The following is a 17,700-nucleotide window of genomic DNA, read 5'->3' on the forward strand; positions in this document are numbered from 1 at the left end:
GATTAAACGAGGTTTTATTGTGCAAAATCTAAATGTTAAACGGATCCTGTATCATTTAGTCCAAGTTTTCTTAGTGTTAGCGGTGGCAGGCTTTTTTTATATTGAATGCCAACTAGCTTTAACGGGCAGTTTAACGCATGGTTACCAAGCGTTATTTAGAGATATGAGTTTAAGTCCGTTGACAGTTCGACTTAATTTGCTTTTTTTAGTTGTCTTGATCACTACTTTAATTGCCATTATTGGTGATTATTGGTGGGGTTTGGCGACATCAATTAGTTTATTAACTATTTTTTTGTATGTTAATTTTCAAAAAATTGTTTCACGTTCAGAGCCGTTGGTGCCTAGTGATTTACAAATGGTTGGTCAAACTAAAGGCTTGACACATATGGTCAGTTGGCAGTCGATTTTAGTTTTGGTGGGCTTCATCGTTGTTTTGATGATTTTAGCTTTTTTCTTACGTAAGTGGACCAAAACTTTTTGGTGTCAGCGCCATGTCATTGTTTGGTCTACGCGGATCGTTGTGGTTTTAGTAGGTGTTGTCACCTTTGGTTTGCTATCGCAAGCTGGTGATGCAGATTCTTTTGTGGGACGACAGTTAACAGTTCGGGGAATCTTAAATAATGAAAACCATCAGTTGGCTAATTATTATAATCACGGAACTATCATTGGCTTTGCCTTTGAAATTCGTTCCACGCCGATGACTAAGCCGGCTCATTATAATCAGCAAACGATGAAAGCTGTAGCTAGTCGGTATCGACGACATTTGGCAACAACGAATCACGGCAAAAAAACTCAAAAAGTTAATATCGTTTATATTTTGAATGAATCGTTAACCAATCCTCAGCGGACGCAGTCGATGTATCCAATTGCCGGTAATAAAAATCCAATGCCGTATATTTCGGGAATTTTGAATCATCCGAACCACACAGAAGCTAGTGGTTACATGGTTTCACCGGGGTTTGGTGGTGGGACGGCCAATATTGAATTTGAAGCCAATACCGGCTTTTCGAATTATTTCTTGCGGTCAACGCCATATCAAGATATTTTGCCCCATAAATTATATTTTCCCAGTGTGTTTCATTATTTAAAAGGCGAAGGTTATACTTCTAAGGCTTATCACCCGTATACGGGAATTATGTATCGGCGCACGCAGGCATATCCAGCGTTAGGAATTAAAACGTTTAAAGATCAAGACAAATTAAAGGGTTTGAAGACAACACAATTTGGTCAATATGCGACGGATGAATCTGCTTATACGAATTTTAACCAACAACAAAAATCTACGAAGCAAATGAGTTTGATGATTACAATGCAAAATCATATGCCGTACGATGCAAAAGTTGGTGTGAAAAGTGCTTATAAATTGCAACATTCGATTAAGGGTGATGTAACCAAAACGCAAAAGTTGCAAACTTATTTCCAAGAAGTGAATGAGTCTGATCAAGCTTTTAAAAAATTAGTGCAGCATTTTCAGGATTCTAAGCAAAAAACACTTATTGTGATGTATGGTGATCATTACCCGGGTGATGGGATTTATGATGATTTGTTAGCTAAGAATACTTTGTATTCGCACACCACACCGTTTGTGATGGCGGCTAATTTTCCATTAAAAACGCACCATTATGATTATTTTTCACCAAATTATATGTCGTGGCATTTGTTGGAGCAATTGAATTATCCGCAAACTCCGTTTTATCAATTATTAGGTCAACTTTATCAACAAGTACCAGTGCTCACGCAATCTTTGCAAATGGATACTTCAGATTTACAGAAATTAAAGCAGCAAGGGCATGATAATCTTAATTATCGAGTTTCGAGTTCCGAGTCTAAACAATGGACGCATTCCAAAGCCTATAAGGATTATCGGTTAGTTGAATATGATATGACTTATGGTAAGAGTTATGCCAAAAAGTACGGCATGTTTGACGTTAAATAAAAATCGCAAAATCTCCTGGCTCAAGAGTCTAGGGGATTTTTTTGTAATAATTTGCCTCCTTGTAATGAAATTTTACCTGTAGCTGGGTTATCGTTTTTTTAACTAATGCAATTTTTTAAAATGAATTGCTTGCATCTATGATAAAACATGTTATTATAGAAATTGTATTAGCACTGTTACTAAATGAGTGCTAAGAGTGCTAAAATCGTTTTTTATTTTGGAGGGATTACTTTGTTAAAGCCATTAGGTGATCGTATTCTGGTACAAGTTGAAGAAGAAAAAGAACAAACAGTTGGTGGGATTGTTTTAGCCAATAATGCTAAAGAAAAGCCCCAAGTTGCTGAAGTTGTTGCTGTCGGCGAAGGTGAAAAGACGCCTGAAGGCAAGATTGTGGCTTTAAGCGTTAAAAAGGGCGACCAAGTTCTTTTTGACAAATACGCCGGTTCAGAAGTTAAGTATGAAGGCCAAAAATATCTTGTTATGCATGAAAAAGATGTCATGGCAATTGTTGAATAATTAAACTATTAATCTTAATTATAATCTAGATAAATAATGAGGTGGCTAAATAATGACTAAGGAAATTAAGTTTTCAGAAGATGCTCGAGCTAAAATGCTTGATGGTGTCAATAAATTAGCAGATACAGTAAAGACAACCATTGGTCCTAAGGGACGTAATGTTGTGTTGGAACAATCTTATGGTTCACCTAACATCACTAATGATGGTGTGACGATTGCCAAAGATATTGAATTAGAAGATCATTTTGAAAATATGGGTGCTAAATTAGTTTCCGAAGTTGCTTCCAAAACTAATGATATTGCTGGTGACGGAACAACAACGGCTACAGTTTTAGCTCAATCCATTATTCAAGAAGGTATGAAGAATGTAACCGCTGGTGCTAATCCGGTTGGTATTCGCAATGGTATTGAAAAAGCTACACAAACTGCTGTTGACGAATTACGGAAAATTTCTCACGAAGTTAGTGGTCGTGACCAAATTGCCCAAGTAGCTGCTGTTTCTTCTGCTAACACTAAAGTCGGTGAATTGATCGCTGATGCCATGGAAAAAGTTGGTCATGATGGTGTTATTACGATCGAAGAATCCAAGGGAATTGAAACAACTTCTGATGTTGTTGAAGGTATGCAATTTGATCGTGGTTACTTGTCACAATATATGGTAACTGACAATGACAAGATGGAAGCTGATTTAGAAAATCCTTATATCTTGATCACGGACAAGAAGATTTCGAATATTCAAGATATTTTACCTTTATTGCAATCCATTGTACAACAAGGAAAATCATTGTTGATTATTGCTGATGACGTTGATGGTGAAGCTTTACCAACTTTAGTGTTGAATAAAGTTCGTGGTACATTCAATGTTGTTGCTGTCAAGGCACCTGGTTTTGGTGATCGTCGTAAAGAACAATTGGAAGATATTGCCATTTTAACTGGTGGGACTGTGATTACGTCTGACTTAGGCTTAGAATTAAAAGACACGACAATTGATCAATTAGGTCAGGCTGGTCGAGTTACAGTAACTAAGGATAATACGACAATTGTACAAGGTTCTGGTGCTAAAGATGCGATTGACGATCGTGTTGATTTCATTAAGAAGCAAATTGATGATACAACATCTGATTTTGATCGTGAAAAATTACAAGAACGCTTGGCTAAATTAGCTGGTGGTGTTGGTGTGATTAAAGTTGGTGCGGCTACCGAAACCGAATTAAAGGAACGTAAATACCGCATTGAAGATGCTTTGAATGCGACGCGCGCTGCCGTTGAAGAAGGCTATGTTGCTGGTGGTGGTACAGCTTTGATGAATGTCATTCCGGCGGTTGCTAAATTAGCTGATAGTGAAACTGGCGACGTTAAAACTGGTATTAACATTGTAAAACGTGCTTTAGAAGCACCGGTTCGGCAAATTGCAGAAAATGCTGGTAAAGAAGGTTCTGTGATTGTTGAGCATATGAAAGATCAAGATGTTGAAATTGGCTATAATGCAGACACTGATAAATGGGTCAACATGATCGAAGTTGGTATTATTGATCCAACCAAAGTTACTCGTTCAGCTTTACAGAACGCTGCTAGTGTTTCCGCTTTGATTTTGACAACCGAAGCAGTTGTTGCTGATAAACCAGAACCTGCTGCTCCAGCGCCAGCTGCTGATCCTAATGCTGGTATGGGCGGTATGATGTAAAAGTTTTACCAATATTTTATTAATAACAAGCAAAATATACCTGAATATATCTGTATAAAAAAGAATACCTGTGGAAAATGTGGACATTTTTCATGGGTATTTTTTTAGTTAAGCACAGTAAATATCTGTGGATAAATATTGGATACATGATTATGTTAGAATGGGTTTTGCTAGGGAAGATGCTGAATTTTAGTGGTATGATAAACACTAATACTGAAGATAAAGAGATAAGGAAAGGGATTTATGAGACTGATTTTTGTTGGGGATGTCATGGGACAATTGGGCATTCAAACATTACAAACATATTTGCCACAAATCAAAGCTAAATGGCGACCGCAAGTAACCATTGTGAATGGGGAGAATGCGGCTAATGGGCGTGGAATTAAAGAAAAACAATTTAAGGAAATTTTAAAAGCAGGCGCTGACGTAATTACATTAGGGAATCATGCTTTTGACCAAAGTGAAGTGCAGGATTTGTTGCAGAAAAATGATAATTTGATTCGGCCTGCTAATTATCCGGGGAATGCCGTGCCAGGCAGTGGCGTTACTGTGAAACAAGTTAATCAAGAACATTTAGCTGTCATTAATTTGCAAGGTCGAGCCATGATGAATCCGCTGGATGATCCTTTTCAAAAAGCACAAGAAATTATTGGTGCGCTGCCAAAAGAGACCAAAATTTTTGTGGACTTTCATGCTGAAGCCACTAGTGAAAAAGCTGCTTTGGCTTATTATTTAGATGGCAGGATAGATGCCTTAGTAGGTACGCACACGCATGTCCAGACTAACGACGCGCGGACGTTATCGAATGGAACGGTCTTTTTAACTGATGTGGGAATGACCGGTGATTATGATGGCATTATTGGCGTTAAGAGTGCTAGCAGTGTGCGGCGGTTTTTGACACAACGACCGACACGCTATGAATTGGCGGAGCATAGCCGGATGCAAATTAATTATTGTGTTGTGGATTTATCGCAAACAAACAAGATTCAAGCATGTCAAATTAATCCAGATCAACCATTTATTTAAGAAATACCAGAGACAAGGGAGTTTGAAGATGCCACAAACCACTAAAGAGACACCGATGATGCAACAATATTTAAAAATTAAAAAAGATTATCCGGATGCGTTTTTGTTTTACCGGATTGGTGATTTTTACGAAATGTTCTACGATGATGCTGTCAAAGGTGCCCAACTTTTGGAGTTGACCCTAACGGCACGTAATAAAAATGCTGCGGATCCTATTCCCATGTGTGGTGTGCCCCACCATGCGGCACAAAGCTATATTGATGTTTTAGTTGATAAAGGCTATAAAGTAGCTGTTTGTGAGCAATTAGAGGATCCTAAAGACGCCAGGGGCATGGTTAAAAGGGGCATTATTAAATTAGTAACGCCGGGGACCAGTTTAGAGGATAAACCTAATCAAAGTCATGAAAATAATTATTTGGCAGCAATTGTTGTTAAAAAGCAAACTTATGGTTTTGCATATACAGATTTATCCACAGGCGAAGTAAAGGTCACCAAGTTACAGAGTTGGGAACAGGTTCAAAATGAATTACTTAATTTACGCTCTAAAGAAGTCGTCGTAGCGTCGGATTTACCTACGGAGCGTCAACAACAATTACAAAAATTAGGGTTATTAGTATCCACGGAAGACCCCCAGCAAAGTTTTGCGGAGGTTCAATTTGTGACGCAATCAGTACAGGATGACACCCAAAAGCAGGCTATTACTTATTTGATTTCGTACTTGGTGGAAACACAAAAACGTTCACTAGCTCATTTGCAGATTGCGCAAGTTTATCAAAATAGTAAATATTTACAGATGGATCACAATGTGCAAAGTAATCTGGAATTATTTCGGTCGTTACGCACTGGGGAAAAAACAGGTACTTTGGCTTGGTTGTTAGATGCGACTAAAACGGCGATGGGCAGTCGGTTGTTGAAGCAGTGGTTACAACGTCCATTATTAGATGTGGAACAATTAAAGCAGCGCCAAAGTATCGTGCAAATTTTCTTAGATAATTTTTTTCAACGAGGAAATTTGCAGGACAATTTGACCAAGGTCTATGATTTGGAACGCTTAGCGGGTCGCGTTTCCTTTGGCAATGTGAACGGTCGTGATTTAATCCAGTTAGTCACATCCTTGGAACAAGTGCCGCAAATCAAGGCTACATTATTAGATTTGCATGAACCATTGATAGACGATTTATTAAGTCAAATGCCCGAATGCCAAGATGTGGTGGACCTAATTGAAGCGGCGATTGTCGATGATCCGCCCATTTCTATCACGGAAGGTAATTTGATTCGCGACGGCTATAATCAGCAATTGGACGATTACCGTGATGCGATGAAAAATGGCAAATCTTGGTTAGTCAAATTACAGGCCGACGAGCAAGCAGCCACAGGGATTAAAAATTTAAAAATTGGTTTCAATCGTGTTTTTGGTTATTATATTGAAGTTACCAATGCTAATAAGGATCAGGTACCGCTAGATCGGTATCAACGCAAACAGACTTTAACGAATGCAGAACGATATATTACACCGGAACTCAAGGAAAAAGAGCATCTGATTTTGGAATCAGAGGAAAAATCTACTTTGCTGGAACACCATTTATTTACGGAAGTGCGTCAGCAAGTCAAAACACAAATTGAACGAATTCAAAAGTTAGCGCAAATTTTAGCACAATTAGATGTTTTACAAGGTTTTGCAGTGGTTAGTGAAGCTCAACATTATGTTCGTCCGCAGTTTACCGAGCAACACGAAGTTCAGATTGTTAATGGACGACACCCAGTTGTGGAAAAGGTCTTAGGGAAACAGCACTATATTCCTAATGATGTACAAATGCGCGATCAAACGGATATTTTGTTGATCACGGGACCGAATATGTCCGGGAAAAGTACGTATATGCGCCAAATGGCACTCATTGTCATTATGGCTCAAATTGGATGCTTTGTGCCGGCAGATGAAGCTACTTTACCAATCTTTGACCAAATTTTTACGCGGATTGGGGCAGCAGATGATTTAATTGCTGGGAACTCTACTTTTATGGTGGAAATGATGGAAGCTAATGATGCTTTGCAGCATGCTACCCAAAATTCGCTAATCATCTTTGATGAAATTGGGCGTGGAACGGCGACTTATGATGGCATGGCGTTGGCTCAAGCAATTATTGAGTATCTGGATAAAGTTGTCCATGCTAAAACGTTTTTTTCCACACATTATCATGAATTAACAGCGTTGGAAGCGGATTTAACCACAGTTCAAAATGTCCACGTCGATGCGACTGAAGAAAATGGACAATTAGTCTTTTTGCACAAGGTTTTGGCAGGTCCAGCGGACAAATCTTACGGAATTCACGTAGCCAAATTAGCAAGTTTGCCGACAAAACTATTAAAACGTGCACAAACTATTTTGGATAAATTGGAACAAAAAAATACAACAACTTTGCCGGCGCAATCCGTCTCAGAACCACAGCCAACCCCAACTTCAGAAGTGGACCAATTGGCGTTGTTTGATGCCCCTAGTTTAGACATTAATCAGGATTTGTTAGAAGAACTGAAAAAGGCTAACTTGTTAAAAATGACGCCGTTAGAAGCATTGAACTTTTTAGATAAGTTGCAGACGGAATTACAAGCGTAAGAAGGAGTGGTTCAATGGCACAAATTCAAAAATTAACACCAACGCTCAGTAATCAAATTGCCGCGGGCGAAGTCATTGAACGTCCTGCTTCGGTTGTGAAGGAATTAGTTGAAAACGCGCTGGATGCCAATGCATCACAGATTGATATTCAAATTAAAGATGCTGGTGTGACGCAGATTACCGTAGCCGACAATGGTACTGGTATTGCGAGTGACCAAGTGGAATTGGCTTTTTTGCCACATGCCACAAGTAAAATTAATTCCACACAGGATTTGTTTAATGTTAAAACTTTGGGATTTCGTGGTGAGGCATTAGCCAGCATTGCCGCGGTGGCTAAAGTTCGTATAATTACAAGTATTGATGCTAAAAGTGGCACTCAATTAGAGATTATTGGTGGGGAATTTCAAGCGCCAATGACTGTTGCAGCCACTAAGGGAACTATAATTACGGTTGAAGATTTATTTTATAATACGCCCGTGCGCTTAAAATATATTAAGACGTTAAATACGGAATTAAAACAAGTCGTGGATATTGTGAATCGGCTTGCTTTGGGGCATGCAAAGGTAGCTTTTACATTGACTAATGAAAAGAAAACCTTAATCAGAACATCGGGCAATGGGGATGTTCAGCAGGCAATGGCTGGTATTTATGGTCGCAAAACAGCTGCTGATTTGGTGGCTTGTCAGGCGCAAGATGCAGATTTTACGATTAAGGGTTACACCTCTTTGCCCAAGCAAACACGGGCTAATCGTAATTATCTTTCGTTGTTAGTCAATGGACGCTATATTAATAATTATCAGTTGAGTCAAGCTTGGTTAGCTGGTTATGGTTCTAAATTAATGGTGGGACGCTATCCGTTAGGTGTTTTGCAGATTACAGCTGCTCCGCTTTTAGTTGATGTAAATGTGCATCCTACCAAACGTGAGGTGCGGTTAAGTAAAGAACAGCAATTAGCTGCTTTAGTTGAGCAGGCGGTTTCCCAAGCGTTAGAATCTTTAAATTTGATTCCTGATGTACCTGTGGATCTCACGCACAAGAAGCAACCTGTATTGACTCCACTGACATTGCATCAGATTGCAGAGCCGGCAGGCCCACCGCAAGTGACAGAGCAATCGTTAATTGCACCCGATGCGTTACATTGGACGAGCATTTTTGACGATCCTAAACATTTAAAAGAATGGGATGAACGTTTGCAACAAGCAACGCCTGTTTGCCCAAGTTCACCGCAAGTGCCCGATTTTGCGGCACAGCTGGAAACAAATGCTGGACAACCTACTTTTCCACAGTTACAATTTTTGGCCCAAATTCATGAAACTTATTTGGTAGCGCAAAGTAGTGACGGCTTTTATTTAGTTGATCAACACGCTGCTCAAGAGCGGGTTAAATATGAGCAATATCGTGTACAAATGGGACAAGTTAGTGCATATCAACAAAAATTATTAGTCCCGTTAATTTTGGATTATTCTAATGCCGATACAGTTACTTTGAGCGATCACTTAGATTTGTTGAAACAAGTCGGTGTAGAAATTGCGCCATTTGGGCAGAATAGTTTTGTGGTCACGGCACATCCTGCTTGGATTCCTGCCGATCAAGAAGAAGCAACAATTCGAGAAATGATTGATTATATTTTGCAAGACGGTAAAATTGATATTGCTAAGTTTCGGGAACAAACAGCTATCACGATGAGTTGTAAGTTGTCGATTAAAGCAAATCATCATTTGGATCAATCACAGGCGCAGGCAATTTTGGATCAATTAGCGCAAACTAAGAATCCTTATAATTGTTCACACGGACGGCCAACATTGATCCATTTTAGTGATCAAGATGTGCAAAAAATGTTTAAGCGAATTCAAGATCCGCATCAGTCAAGATGGAAAAAGCGAGGTTAAAACGTGTTTGAATATTTTCAGGGTATTGTTACTTTTGTGCATCCAACTTATGTGGTGATTGAAGTGGGGCATGTGGGTTACCGCGTTTTGGTGGCCAATCCTTATCGCTATCAAGTCCAGCAGAAAACAACCCTTTATATTGAGCAAGTTGTGCGCGATAATGCGCAGTTGCTTTACGGTTTTTATGACTTGGCAGAAAAAGAATTATTTTTGCAATTAACTTCGGTTTCCGGAATTGGTCCTAAAAGTGCATTGGCAATTTTGGCGGATGATGATCATTCAGGTCTGATTCAAGCGATTGTGGATAACGATTCGCAATTTTTGGTGAAGTTTCCTGGTGTGGGCAAAAAAACCGCACAACAAATTATTTTAGATTTAAAAGATAAACTGCCGTTTAAAAATTATGCACCGCAGCAAGCACCAGATTTGTTTACGTCAGTTGTTGAGACTACGACAACTCCAGCATTGGCGGATGGTTTGGCTGCCTTAGCAGCTTTAGGTTATAAAGATAAAGAAATTCAAAAAATTCAACCGCAATTAAAATCAATGTCGCTCAAAAATGCCGGCGAATATGTGCGCGAAGGTTTAAAATTATTACGTTAGTGAGGTATGGTGATGACGCAAGACAAGTTAACTGATGATCAGTTTTTGAATGACCAAGAAGCAGCAGTCGAAAAAAGTCTGCGGCCCCAAACTTTACAACAATATATTGGGCAAGATCGTGTTAAAAATGAATTAAGGGTTTATATCAAAGCTGCTTTGGATCGCCAAGAAGCGTTGGATCATGTTTTATTATATGGACCACCGGGGTTAGGAAAAACGACGTTGGCGTTAGTGATTGCCCATGAATTGAATGTTAATTTACGCTCCACGACAGGACCATCTATTGAAAAAGCTGGCGATCTCGTGGCTATTTTGAGTGAATTGCAGGCTGGTGATGTCTTATTTATTGATGAAATTCATCGTCTGCCTAAGAGTATTGAAGAAATTTTGTATTCAGCGATGGAAGATTTTTATATTGATATTATCGTGGGGCAAGGTTCAGATGCGCATGCGGTTCATTATCCTTTGCCACCTTTTACTTTGATTGGGGCCACAACACGAGCCGGACAATTATCGGCTCCGTTACGCAGTCGTTTTGGGATTGTGGAACATATGAACTTTTATACAGAAGCTGAATTGACCACGATTATTCAACGTTCGGCGCAAGTTTTGGCAGTTGTTGTGTCTGATGAAGGTGCCCATGAATTAGCCCGACGTTCGCGTGGGACGCCGCGTGTGGCTAATCGTTTATTGAAACGGGTACGCGATTTTGCACAAGTTGAGAACCAAGAACAAATTGACCAAAAATTGGCAGCTTCGTCGTTAGATCAACTGCAAGTTGATGATCATGGTTTGGATCAAACAGATCGTAAATTGTTAACGATGATGATTGAGTTATACCAAGGTGGACCGTTGGGTTTGAAAACCATGGCGGTCAATTTAGGTGAAGAACAAGAAACAATTGAAGCTGTGAACGAACCTTATTTGTTGCAGCAAGGTTTTTTAAAGCGCACGCCGCGTGGACGGGTGGTTACACCCAAAGCTTACGAACATCTAGGAATTCCATTTCCTAAAGGAGAATAAAAATTGTTAACATTAGAAGATTTTGACTATGATTTACCGCAAGAATTAATTGCACAGACACCAATTAAAAATCGCGATCAGTCCCGCATGTTGGTGTTAGACCATCAAACTGGTGCTTACCAAGATCGCCATTTTTATGACATTTTAGATTATTTAAATCCGGGTGACGCTTTGGTGATGAATGATACCAAAGTGTTGCCAGCACGGTTGTATGGCGTCAAATCAGATACCAAAGCACATTTAGAGGTATTATTACTGAATAATACCGAAGGTGATAACTGGGAAGTATTGGTCAAACCGGCTCGGCGTGCGCCAGTTGGTACGATTATTGCATTTGGTGACGGTTTACTGACTTGTGAAGTGACCGAAGAGCTGGATCATGGCGGTCGGATGGTGCATTTTAATTATGATGGTATTTTTATGGAAATTTTGGAACAGTTAGGCGAGATGCCTTTACCACCGTATATTAAAGAAAAATTAGACGATCCTGATTGCTATCAAACTGTTTACGCTAAAGAAAAGGGTTCTGCAGCAGCCCCAACGGCAGGTTTGCATTGGACGAAAGAATTGTTACAACAAGTCGAACAAAAAGGTGTTAAATTAGTGTATTTGACTTTACATGTTGGTTTGGGGACTTTTCGGCCAGTTTCTGAGGAAAATATTGAAGATCATAAGATGCACAGTGAGTTTTATCGTTTAAGTGATCAAGCCGCAAAAACACTGAATGAAGTCCGTCAAAACGGCGGCAAGATTGTGGCAACGGGGACGACCTCTATTCGGACTTTAGAAACAATTGGGACTAAATTTGATGGTGTGTTGCGAGCTGATAGTGGTTGGACCGATATTTTTATTAAGCCGGGTTATCAGTGGAAAGTGGTGGATGAATTTATTACGAATTTTCATTTACCGAAGTCGACATTAGTCATGTTGGTTGCTTCCTTTACTGGGCGTGATCATATTTTGCAGGCTTATCAACATGCTGTTCAAGAGCAATATCGTTTCTTTAGTTTCGGCGATGCGATGTTTATTAAGTAGCATCAGCATAATTAAAAATTTGGAGTTAATATGGAACAACCAATTAAATATCGATTAATCAAAAAAGAAAAGCACACGGGCGCACGTTTGGGAGAGTTAGTTACACCGCATGGGACTTTTGAAACGCCAATTTTTATGCCGGTGGGTACGCAAGCTAGCGTCAAAACGATGGCGCCAGAAGAATTAAAAACGATGGGTTCTTCCGTAATTTTAGCGAATACCTATCATTTGTGGTTGCGGCCGGGTTCTAAATTAGTTCGTGAAGCTGGCGGTTTACATCAGTTTATGAATTGGGACCAAGGAATTTTGACGGACTCAGGCGGTTTTCAAGTCTTTTCCCTTACTAAACGTCGTGGGATCAGTGAAGAAGGTGTGACATTTAAGAGCCACTTAGATGGACAAAAGATGTTTTTGTCACCGGAAAAAGCCATTCATATTGAAAATGATCTAGGTCCGGATATCATGATGAGTTTGGACGAATGTCCGCCTTTTTATGAATCATATGATTATCTCAAAAAATCAGTGGCGCGGACGACTCGTTGGGCAGAGCGTGGTTTAAAGGCGCATCGTAATCCTCGGACACAGGGTATTTTTGGGATTGTCCAAGGTGGTGGTCACCAAGATTTGCGCACACAAAGTGCCAAGGATTTAGTTTCGTTGGATTTTGCAGGCTACTCAATTGGTGGATTATCAGTTGGTGAATCGAAAACTGAAATGAATGATGTTTTGGATTATACGACGCCATTATTGCCAGAAAATAAGCCTCGTTATCTGATGGGAGTTGGCACCGCTGATTCCTTAATTGATGGTGTCATTCGCGGCATTGATATGTTTGATTGTGTCTTACCGACGCGAATTGCGCGCAATGGGACTTGTATGACGTCTAATGGTCGCTTAGTGGTTAAAAACGCGAAGTATGCTCATGATTTTGGTCCATTAGATCCCAATTGTGATTGTTATGCTTGCAAGAATTATACGCGGGCTTATATTCGGCATTTATTGCAAGTTGATGAAACTTTTGGCATTCATTTAACTAGTTATCACAATTTGTATTATTTATTGCGCTTGATGGAACAAGTGCGCCAAGCTATTCGTGAGGATTCACTTTTGGATTTGCGAGCACAAGTCTTTGAACAATACGGCTTTAATCAAAAAAATGCCAAGAATTTTTAATGACAGCTACTGTGTTTTAATTTATAGTTTGTTAAAATAGAACTTAAAGAAGAAATTGAGGTGGATTAATTGAATTTATTAGCAGCTAAAGGCAGCAGTGGAAATATGATGATATTAGTGTTTTTCGTGATTATGATTGTTTTGATGTATTTCACAATGTGGCGTCCACAAAAAAAGCAGCAAGAACAACGTCAAAAAATGTTAAGTGAATTAAAAGTTGGTGATCCTATCGTGACAATTGGTGGTTTACACGGCGTGATTGATACGATTAATGATGAAGACAAGACCATGGTGCTAGATTGTGATGGCATTTATTTAACATTTAGTCGTTCTGCTATTCGGGCCGCTAATCCTAAAACAGTTGCACCAGTTGCTTCAACCAAACCAACTACTGAAAAGTCACAGTCAGATGTAACATCTGAAGCAAAAGCAAGTGAAGTTGAAAAAGACCAAACTTCTGATACAGAGACCTCACAAAGCAACTGAAAAAGATTAGAGCATTATATAAAAAGACTTTTTCTAGTGAAAGGGTCTTTTTTATTACAAAAAGCAGTCCGTACTCAAAGCAGATCGCTGTTTTAAGCAAAAAGCTAGTGTAAAATAGTTATAAAGAGACCAGTAACCAATGGGGGAATTAATAATGCAAGAACAACGTGCCGTTTTTATTATTTTTGGTGGTTCAGGCGATTTAGCGCATCGAAAATTATACCCAGCATTATTTCAGTTATATATGAAAGGTTATTTACAGGAGCACTTTGCAGTGATCGGAACGGCTCGCCGGACTTGGAGTCACGATTATTTTCGCCAGATTGTCGCACAATCGATTGAATCAGAAAATATTGATTCTGATCAAATTAATAAGTTTGCTGAACATTTTTATTATCAATCTCATGATGTTAATGACGCGGATCATTATGTTGCATTAAAGCAATTAGCGCAGCAATTGGATCAAAAGTATCAGACGCAAGAAAATCGGATTTTTTATATGGCAATTGCGCCCAAGTTTTTTGGAACAGTGGCCGAACATATTAATTCGGAACAATTATTGACTGATAAGGGCTTTAATCGGTTGGTGATTGAAAAACCCTTTGGCCGTGATTTGACCAGTGCTCAGGAACTAAATAATAGTATTACGCAAACTTTTCATGAGAATCAAATTTATCGAATTGATCATTATTTGGGCAAAGAAATGGTTCAAGCTTTACCTATTATTCGTTTTACGAATCCCATTTTAGAAGCGGTTTGGAATCGTCATTATATTAGTAATGTGCAGATTACTTTGGCAGAAACTTTGGGCGTGGGTGAGCGAGCAGGCTATTATGAGACCGCTGGCGCTTTGCGGGATATGATTCAAAACCACGCGCTGCAGATTCTGGGTTTGTTGGCTATGGAACGTCCGGCTGAATTTACGTCACAGGCGGTTCATGAACAAAAAGCTAAGTTGTTTTCTGAATTACAATGCTATACGCCGGAGCAAGTTGATCAGAATTTTGTCCGCGGTCAATATGATAGTGATAAAAAAGAATATAAGCGTTCTTATCGTGAAGCTGATCACGTGGCAGATGATTCAGTTACGGAAACGTTTGTGGCTGGTAAAATTCAAATTAAAAATGATACTTGGCAAGGGGTGCCTTTTTATGTCCGTTCTGGTAAAAGATTACGGCAAAAAACAACTCGTATAGATATTGTTTTTAAAGAGGAAACACAAAATATTTTTGCAGAATCTTTGCATGGGGATGTGCGTCCCTGTCGGCCTATTTTGACGATTTTGATTGAGCCTACACAAGGTTTAAAATTGAGTTTGAATGCCACGACTCCCGGTGAAGGCTTGCGTAATTCTTTAAAGACGCTATCGTTTTTGCAGACGCCCGAAACGATGAATCATTCGCAAGAAGCCTATGAAAAATTGTTGATTGATATTTTATATGGAAATCGGACGAACTTTACTAATTGGCAGGAACAATACTATACTTGGCGTTTTATTGATTGTATTAGTCAGCGTTTTGCACAAAAAAAAACCGCAGTTTCCAAACTATAAAAGTAACACTTGGGGACCCAAAGCCAGTGAGCAATTAGTTCAGCGTGATGGCAATGAATGGATTTGGGGCCTTGATGAGTTAGATTAATGAGTTTTTTAGACTTGCCAATCGTGGTGAATGATCAGCGGCAGATTATTCACGTTGATATGGACGCTTTTTATGCATCTGTGGAAGAACGTGAACATCCAGCGTTCCGCCAAAAAGCGTTGGTGATTGCCCCCGATCCGCGTCAACATAATGGTCACGGTGTGATTACGACGGCGAATTATAAAGCACGTCAGTATGGGATTGGGTCGGCAATGCCGGCAATCAAGGCTTTGGAACAAATCCCTACGGAATATTTGCAGTTTACAGACCCGCATTTTGATTTGTACAAACAAGTTTCAGCCCAAATTCATCAAATTTTTGCTCAAGTAACTGCACAATGGGAACCAGTAGCTTTTGATGAGGCATATTTAGATGTGACGCATAATAATTTGGGCATGTGTAATCCTATTCAAGTGGCGCAGTGGATCCAACGCCGGATTAAGCAAGATTTGCATTTGACTTGTTCGGTGGGGATTTCATATAACAAATTTTTGGCTAAAATGGCATCCGATTATGCTAAACCTTTTGGACGGACGGTAATTACTAGTGTTCAAGCGATGAATTTTTTAGCAGAATTACCGATTGCCAAATTTCATGGAATCGGGCAGGCGATGCAAAAAAAATTAGCAGCTCTGGGATTAGAAACTGGCCGACAATTGCAACAAGTACCGGTAGAACAGTTAACGCAAAAATTAGGAAAAATGGGTTTTGTATTGTATCAGCGCGCCCATGGGATGGATGATGAGCCTGTGCACACGAAGCGTCAGCACAAATCGATTAGTAGTGAGCGTTCATTTAATCGACCAGTTTTTAACGATCAAGAGTTAACGCAAATTTTGGAGCAACAAGCTCAACAAGTGGCCACAGTTTTACAGCAGAAGCAATTACGCGGACAGACCGTGGTGCTGAAAGTTAGAACATTAGAGTTTGTAACATATACAAGGCGTAAAACGTTAGCTCATTTAACTAATGATGCGCAGTTAATTTATCAAACTAGTCAGCAATTATTTGCACAATTAGCGCTAACTAATCAACCTTTGCGTTTGTTGGGAATTGGTGTTACCAATTTAACAACGCAAAAATTTGAGGAAATGACACTTTTTTAGGAGGATGAGAGATGAACACTTTTGGGGAGATTCTTGACCAAATTCAAAAATATGATCGCATTATTATTCACCGACACGAAAATCCAGATCCAGATGCTTTGGGCTCACAGTTAGGTTTGGCAACCAGCATTCGAGCTGCTTATCCGGATAAAACTGTTTTGCTGGCAGGTGATAGTGTTGGCGATTTAGATTGGTTAAGTACAATGGATCAAATTGAAGACCAACAATATCCGGGTGCACTGGTGATTGTGGTTGACACGGCCAATCGACCACGAATCAGTGATCAGCGTTATGATCAAGGTGCTTGCCTGATTAAAATTGATCATCATCCAGATGTTGATCCATATGGTTACTTGCGCTACGTGAATACGAGTGCTTCAAGTTGTTCAGAAATTATTGGCGATTTGATCAATAGTGCTGGTCATCGATTATGTTTAACTGACCAAGGTGCTAGAGCATTGTATGCTGGAATTGTAGGCGATACCGGTCGGTTTATGTATGATGCGACGACTTCGCATACACTAGCTTTAGCTGCGCAATTGATCGGTTATCGTTTTGATGCGCCCGCTTTGAATCGTCATATGGGACAAATTACGTTAAATCAAGCGAAGCTGCAAGGTTATGTCTTTGAACATTTGGAACTAGCACCAAACGGAGCTGCTTTAACAGTGATTCCAGCTGAGATTTTAGCCAAATTGGAGTTGACGCAAGCTGATGCACATGCAGTTGTTACGACACCTGGGAGATTGCAAGGAGTTTTGGCGTGGGTGATTGCGGTTGCAAAACCAGAAGGTGGTTATCGGATTCACTTACGTTCAAAAGCCGTCGTGATTAACGATTTAGCGGCTTTACATGATGGCGGTGGTCATCCATTAGCTAGTGGTGCCAATGCCCAAGATTTGGTCGAAGTTCAACAAATTTTTACCCAGTTGCAAGAAAAATTATTGTCCTAATTTTAAATAAAAATTGAGG

At 39.6% G+C, this 17,700-nt stretch carries 13 protein-coding genes and 1 pseudogene; all 14 read left to right on the top strand.

What is annotated here, in order from left to right:
• The first annotated feature begins 19 nt into the window (after nucleotides 1-19).
• The 14 genes and pseudogenes from MOO45_RS01795 (at nucleotide 20) to MOO45_RS01860 (ending at nucleotide 17,681) form a co-directional block, all read left to right on the top strand.
• The gene (locus tag MOO45_RS01795; protein ID WP_249514721.1) at nucleotides 20-1,936 is read left to right on the top strand and encodes an LTA synthase family protein; all 1,917 of its coding nucleotides are present in this window, start codon (nucleotides 20-22) and stop codon (nucleotides 1,934-1,936) included.
• A 231-nt stretch (nucleotides 1,937-2,167) separates the two neighbouring features.
• Nucleotides 2,168-2,452, top strand: a complete 285-nt coding sequence (gene groES, locus MOO45_RS01800; protein WP_249515125.1) for a co-chaperone GroES — start codon at nucleotides 2,168-2,170, stop codon at nucleotides 2,450-2,452.
• Nucleotides 2,453-2,504: 52 nt separating this feature from the next.
• Nucleotides 2,505-4,136 carry a chaperonin GroEL gene (gene groL / locus MOO45_RS01805; protein WP_249514722.1) on the top strand — a complete coding sequence of 544 codons (1,632 nt, stop codon included), beginning with the start codon at nucleotides 2,505-2,507 and terminating at the stop codon, nucleotides 4,134-4,136.
• 243 nt (nucleotides 4,137-4,379) lie between these two features.
• A complete protein-coding gene (locus MOO45_RS01810; RefSeq protein ID WP_249514723.1) occupies nucleotides 4,380-5,162 on the top strand; it encodes a TIGR00282 family metallophosphoesterase in 783 nt (260 codons plus the stop codon).
• Between the two features lie 28 nt (nucleotides 5,163-5,190).
• The gene (gene mutS / locus MOO45_RS01815) at nucleotides 5,191-7,773 is read left to right on the top strand and encodes a DNA mismatch repair protein MutS (RefSeq protein ID WP_249514724.1); all 2,583 of its coding nucleotides are present in this window, start codon (nucleotides 5,191-5,193) and stop codon (nucleotides 7,771-7,773) included.
• A 14-nt stretch (nucleotides 7,774-7,787) separates the two neighbouring features.
• Nucleotides 7,788-9,662: a DNA mismatch repair endonuclease MutL gene (gene mutL, locus MOO45_RS01820; RefSeq protein ID WP_249514725.1), complete on the top strand. Its 1,875-nt coding sequence runs from the start codon at nucleotides 7,788-7,790 to the stop codon at nucleotides 9,660-9,662.
• 3 nt (nucleotides 9,663-9,665) lie between these two features.
• Nucleotides 9,666-10,265: a Holliday junction branch migration protein RuvA gene (gene ruvA, locus MOO45_RS01825; protein WP_249514726.1), complete on the top strand. Its 600-nt coding sequence runs from the start codon at nucleotides 9,666-9,668 to the stop codon at nucleotides 10,263-10,265.
• A 12-nt stretch (nucleotides 10,266-10,277) separates the two neighbouring features.
• Nucleotides 10,278-11,288 (top strand): Holliday junction branch migration DNA helicase RuvB, encoded by a 1,011-nt coding sequence (gene ruvB, locus MOO45_RS01830; protein ID WP_249514727.1) that lies wholly within the window; start codon nucleotides 10,278-10,280, stop codon nucleotides 11,286-11,288.
• A 3-nt stretch (nucleotides 11,289-11,291) separates the two neighbouring features.
• Complete coding sequence (queA, locus tag MOO45_RS01835; RefSeq protein ID WP_249514728.1) at nucleotides 11,292-12,323, top strand: tRNA preQ1(34) S-adenosylmethionine ribosyltransferase-isomerase QueA; 1,032 nt, start codon at nucleotides 11,292-11,294, stop codon at nucleotides 12,321-12,323.
• 30 nt (nucleotides 12,324-12,353) lie between these two features.
• The gene (gene tgt / locus MOO45_RS01840) at nucleotides 12,354-13,496 is read left to right on the top strand and encodes a tRNA guanosine(34) transglycosylase Tgt (protein ID WP_249514729.1); all 1,143 of its coding nucleotides are present in this window, start codon (nucleotides 12,354-12,356) and stop codon (nucleotides 13,494-13,496) included.
• A gap of 69 nt (nucleotides 13,497-13,565) precedes the next feature.
• A complete protein-coding gene (yajC, locus tag MOO45_RS01845; RefSeq protein ID WP_317619043.1) occupies nucleotides 13,566-13,982 on the top strand; it encodes a preprotein translocase subunit YajC in 417 nt (138 codons plus the stop codon).
• A gap of 151 nt (nucleotides 13,983-14,133) precedes the next feature.
• Nucleotides 14,134-15,622: pseudogene (gene zwf / locus MOO45_RS01850) on the top strand (glucose-6-phosphate dehydrogenase).
• A complete protein-coding gene (gene dinB, locus MOO45_RS01855; RefSeq protein WP_249514730.1) occupies nucleotides 15,622-16,728 on the top strand; it encodes a DNA polymerase IV in 1,107 nt (368 codons plus the stop codon). The pseudogene zwf and the gene dinB overlap by 1 nt, the downstream one beginning before the upstream one ends.
• A gap of 11 nt (nucleotides 16,729-16,739) precedes the next feature.
• A complete protein-coding gene (locus MOO45_RS01860; RefSeq protein ID WP_249514731.1) occupies nucleotides 16,740-17,681 on the top strand; it encodes a DHH family phosphoesterase in 942 nt (313 codons plus the stop codon).
• The last annotated feature ends 19 nt before the right edge of the window (nucleotides 17,682-17,700 follow it).

The sequence above is a fragment of the Bombilactobacillus folatiphilus genome (genome assembly GCF_023380265.1).
Taxonomy (GTDB): Bacteria; Bacillota; Bacilli; order Lactobacillales; family Lactobacillaceae; genus Bombilactobacillus; species Bombilactobacillus folatiphilus.